The sequence below is a fragment of the Streptomyces sp. NPDC002817 genome, assembly GCF_053592055.1.
The window spans coordinates 1-3,183 of the sequence record NZ_JBSFUY010000094.1 but is presented as its reverse complement, the minus strand read 5'-3'; the positions used below and the strand labels follow the sequence as shown (position 1 = coordinate 3,183).

Genomic DNA, 3,183 nt, shown 5'->3' with positions numbered 1-3,183 from the left:
TCGCGCGAGTAGTCGAGGTAGAGCATCGAGGCGACCGCGTCCACCCGCAGCCCGTCGATGTGGAACTCCTCGCACCAGTAGACGGCGTTGGCGACCAGGAAGTTGCGCACCTCGCGGCGGCCGAAGTCGAACTCCAGGGTGCCCCAGTCGGGATGCGCCGAGCGGAGCGGGTCCTCGTGCTCGTACAGGGGCCGCCCGTCGAACTCGGCCAGCGCCCAGTCGTCACGCGGGAAGTGGGCCGGCACCCAGTCCATCAGTACACCGATGCCCGCCTTGTGGAAGGCGTCCACCAGGTACTTGAAGTCGTCGGGGGTGCCCAGGCGGGCCGTCGGGGCGTAGAACCCGGTGACCTGGTAGCCCCAGGAGCCGCCGAAGGGGTGCTCGGCGACCGGCATGAGCTCGACGTGGGTGAAGCCGAGGTCCTTGACGTACGCCGGGAGCTGTTCGGCGAGTTGACGGTACGTCAGCCCCGGTCGCCAGGACGCCAGATGGACCTCGTACACCGAGAACGGCCCCTCGTGCGCCGGGGTGTCCGCGCGCCGCTCCAGCCACGCGTCGTCGTGCCACTCGTGATGCGAGGCGTGCACGATCGACGAGGTGTTGGGCGGGACCTCCGTACGGCGGGCCATCGGGTCGGCCCGCAGGGTCTTCGAACCGTCCTGCCGGGTGATCGCGAACTTGTACAGCTCGCCCTCGCCGATGCCGGGCACGAACAGCTCCCAGATACCGGACGAACCGAGGGAGCGCATCGGATACCCCGTGCCGTCCCAGAAGTTGAAGGTGCCGGCCAGGCTCACCCCGCGCGCGTTCGGCGCCCACACCGTGAAGCGGGTACCGGCCACGCCCTGGTGGGTCATCGGCTCGGCCCCGAGCACCGTCCACAGCTGCTCGTGGCGGCCCTCGCCGATCAGGTGCAGGTCCAGATCGCCCAGCGCGGGCAGGAAGCGGTACGCGTCCTCGGTCTCCTGGACGCTCCCCTCGTACGCCACGAGCAGCCGGTACGCGGGGACCTCCCGCAGCGGCACCAGGCCCGAGAAGAACCCGTCGCCGTCGTCGTGCAGCTCCGCCCGCAGGGTTCCGGCGACGACCGTGACGGAGAGCGCGTACGGCTTGAAGACGCGGAAGGCGATGCCGCCGGGCACCGGGTGGGCGCCCAGGACGCCGTGCGGGTCGTGGTGGGTGGCGGAGAGGAGGCGGTCGCGGTCGTGGGCGTCGAGGGTCGGGGAGGCCGCGGGTACGACGGGCTCGGGCTGCGCCAGGAGCTTCTCGGCGGGGGTCTTGTCGGTGGGAGCCTTCGCCGTGACCTTCTGAGCGGCGGCCTTCTCCGCCGCCGGAGCCTCCTTCATCGCGGCGGCCTTCTCGGTGACCGCCTTCTCCGCGGCTTTCTTCACGCCTTTCGCGGCCTTCTTGGCCGACTTCTTCGGATCCGAATCGCTGGACGGGGGGCGCGGGGTCACGGGTGGAGCCTCCTCGGCTGTGCGGGTCAGATCAGATCGGATGTGGCGTACCGCTCGATCGCGGCCATCGGAACCGGCAGCCAGTCGGGGCGGTGCCGGGCCTCGTAGACGACCTCGTAGATCGCCTTGTCCGTCTCGTAGGCCCGCAGCAGCACGGGGTCGGTGCGCGGATCGGCACCGGCGATCTCGGCGTACCCGGAGCAGTACGCGGCCCGGCAGGCGTGGGCCCAGCCCGGCATCGGGGGATCGGCCGACAGGGCGGCGTAGTCGAAGGAGCGGAGCATGCCGGCCACGTCCCGCGTCGGCGGCTGGGGCATCCGCCGCTCGGGCAGCGGCTTCGACGGCTCGCCCTCGAAGTCGATCAGCGACCACTGCCCGGCGGGCGAGCGCAGACACTGGCCCAGGTGCAGATCGCCGTGCACACGCTGCGCGGTCCAGGTACGCCCCTCCGCGGCCAGGTCGGCCAGCGCGGTGAACGCCGAGTACAGCCCGGGGGCGTACGGGCGCAGCGAGGGCACCGCCTGCACGGCCGCCTCCAGGCGCTCGATCATCCCGTCGACCAGCAGCTGCAACTGGGCCGCGCCCAGGGTCACCGAGGGCAGCGCCCGGGCCAGCGCGGTGTGCACCTCGGCGGTGGCCCGCCCCAGCGCCCGCGCCTCCGCGGTGAAGTCCTCCCCCTTGGCCAGCTCGCGCAGCGCCAGCTCCCAGCCGTCCGCCGCGCCCTGGACGAAGGGCTGGAGCACACCGAGGACGTACGAAGCCTCGTCGAGGTCGGCGTGCAGCCACGCCGTCGGCGCCGGTACCCGCGGGCAGCCTTCGCGGGCCAGCGCCAACGGCAGCTCCAGGTCGGGGTTGACGCCGGGCACGATCCGGCGGAGCAGCTTGAGGATGAACGTATCTCCGTAGACCACCGACGAGTTCGACTGTTCGGCGGTCACCATGCGGGGTACCAGACCGGGCCGGATCTCCTGGCCAGGGTCCCGTTCGAAGCGCAGCCCGCCGATGCGGGCCTGGGTGCGCAGCGCCTCCAGGAGCACCTCGGCGGGCCGGGGGTCGTACAGGGCCTCGTACACCGTGCGTCCGGCGAGCGGGCCCTCTTCCATGTGGCCGATCAGCGCGGGCGCCAGATGGGGTGGCAGCGCCTCGCGCACGCCTATGAGGAGCTGGTAGCAGTCGCCGGACGTCATGGGCTGATGGGCCCGCACCAACAGGTGGTACAGGCCCAGCCTGCCGTCGACGGGAAGCAGTTCGGTGGCCGCGACCAGCGAGAACCCGGTGACCGGACGGCCCTTGCCCGCGAACCACCGCTGCCGTGGCAGCCACTCCCGCAGCAGTGGATCAAGAGACGCAAGGAGGGCGGGACTTGTCGTGGCAGTACGGGTGACGGCTTCCGACATGGCGTCGCGTCCTTTCCCCGGGTGGGCGGGGTGTTACTGATGCGTGCCCCGGGCGGGACGGGGGAAACCGTCCCGCCGGGCTTCTAGAGCGCTTCCTTGCGGAGGCGGAACCAGTAGAAGCCGTGCCCTGCCAGCGTCAGCAAGTACGGCAGGTCCCCGATGGCCGGGAACCGCACCCCGCCGAACAACTCGACCGGGTGCCGCCCGTTGAACGGGCTCAGGTCCAGCTCCGTCGGCTGTGCGAAGCGGGAGAAGTTGTGCACGCACAGGACGAGGTCGTCCTCGTACTCGCGCAGGAACGCGATGACGGCGGGGTTGGACGACTGGAG

3 protein-coding genes are annotated in these 3,183 nt (G+C 71.5%); all 3 read right to left on the bottom strand.

All coding sequences use genetic code 11. The features are described from left to right. A partial coding sequence (glgB, locus tag ACWD3I_RS49060) for a 1,4-alpha-glucan branching enzyme (protein ID WP_365414118.1) occupies positions 1-1,457 on the bottom strand: 1,457 nt, incomplete at its 3' end. A 26-nt stretch (positions 1,458-1,483) separates the two neighbouring features. Beyond that, entirely contained in the window at positions 1,484-2,854 is a 1,371-nt protein-coding gene (locus tag ACWD3I_RS49055; RefSeq protein ID WP_365414116.1) for a maltokinase N-terminal cap-like domain-containing protein, read from the bottom strand. Positions 2,855-2,937: 83 nt separating this feature from the next. Continuing rightward, on the bottom strand, positions 2,938-3,183 hold a 246-nt coding region (locus tag ACWD3I_RS49050; protein WP_365414114.1), incomplete at its 5' end, for an alpha-glucosidase C-terminal domain-containing protein.

What these genes read in the sequence shown, in the direction of transcription:
- ACWD3I_RS49055 (WP_365414116.1), bottom strand. Translation starts at nt 2,854, where the DNA reads ATGTCGGAAGCCGTCACCCGTACTGCCACGACAAGTCCCGCCCTCCTT.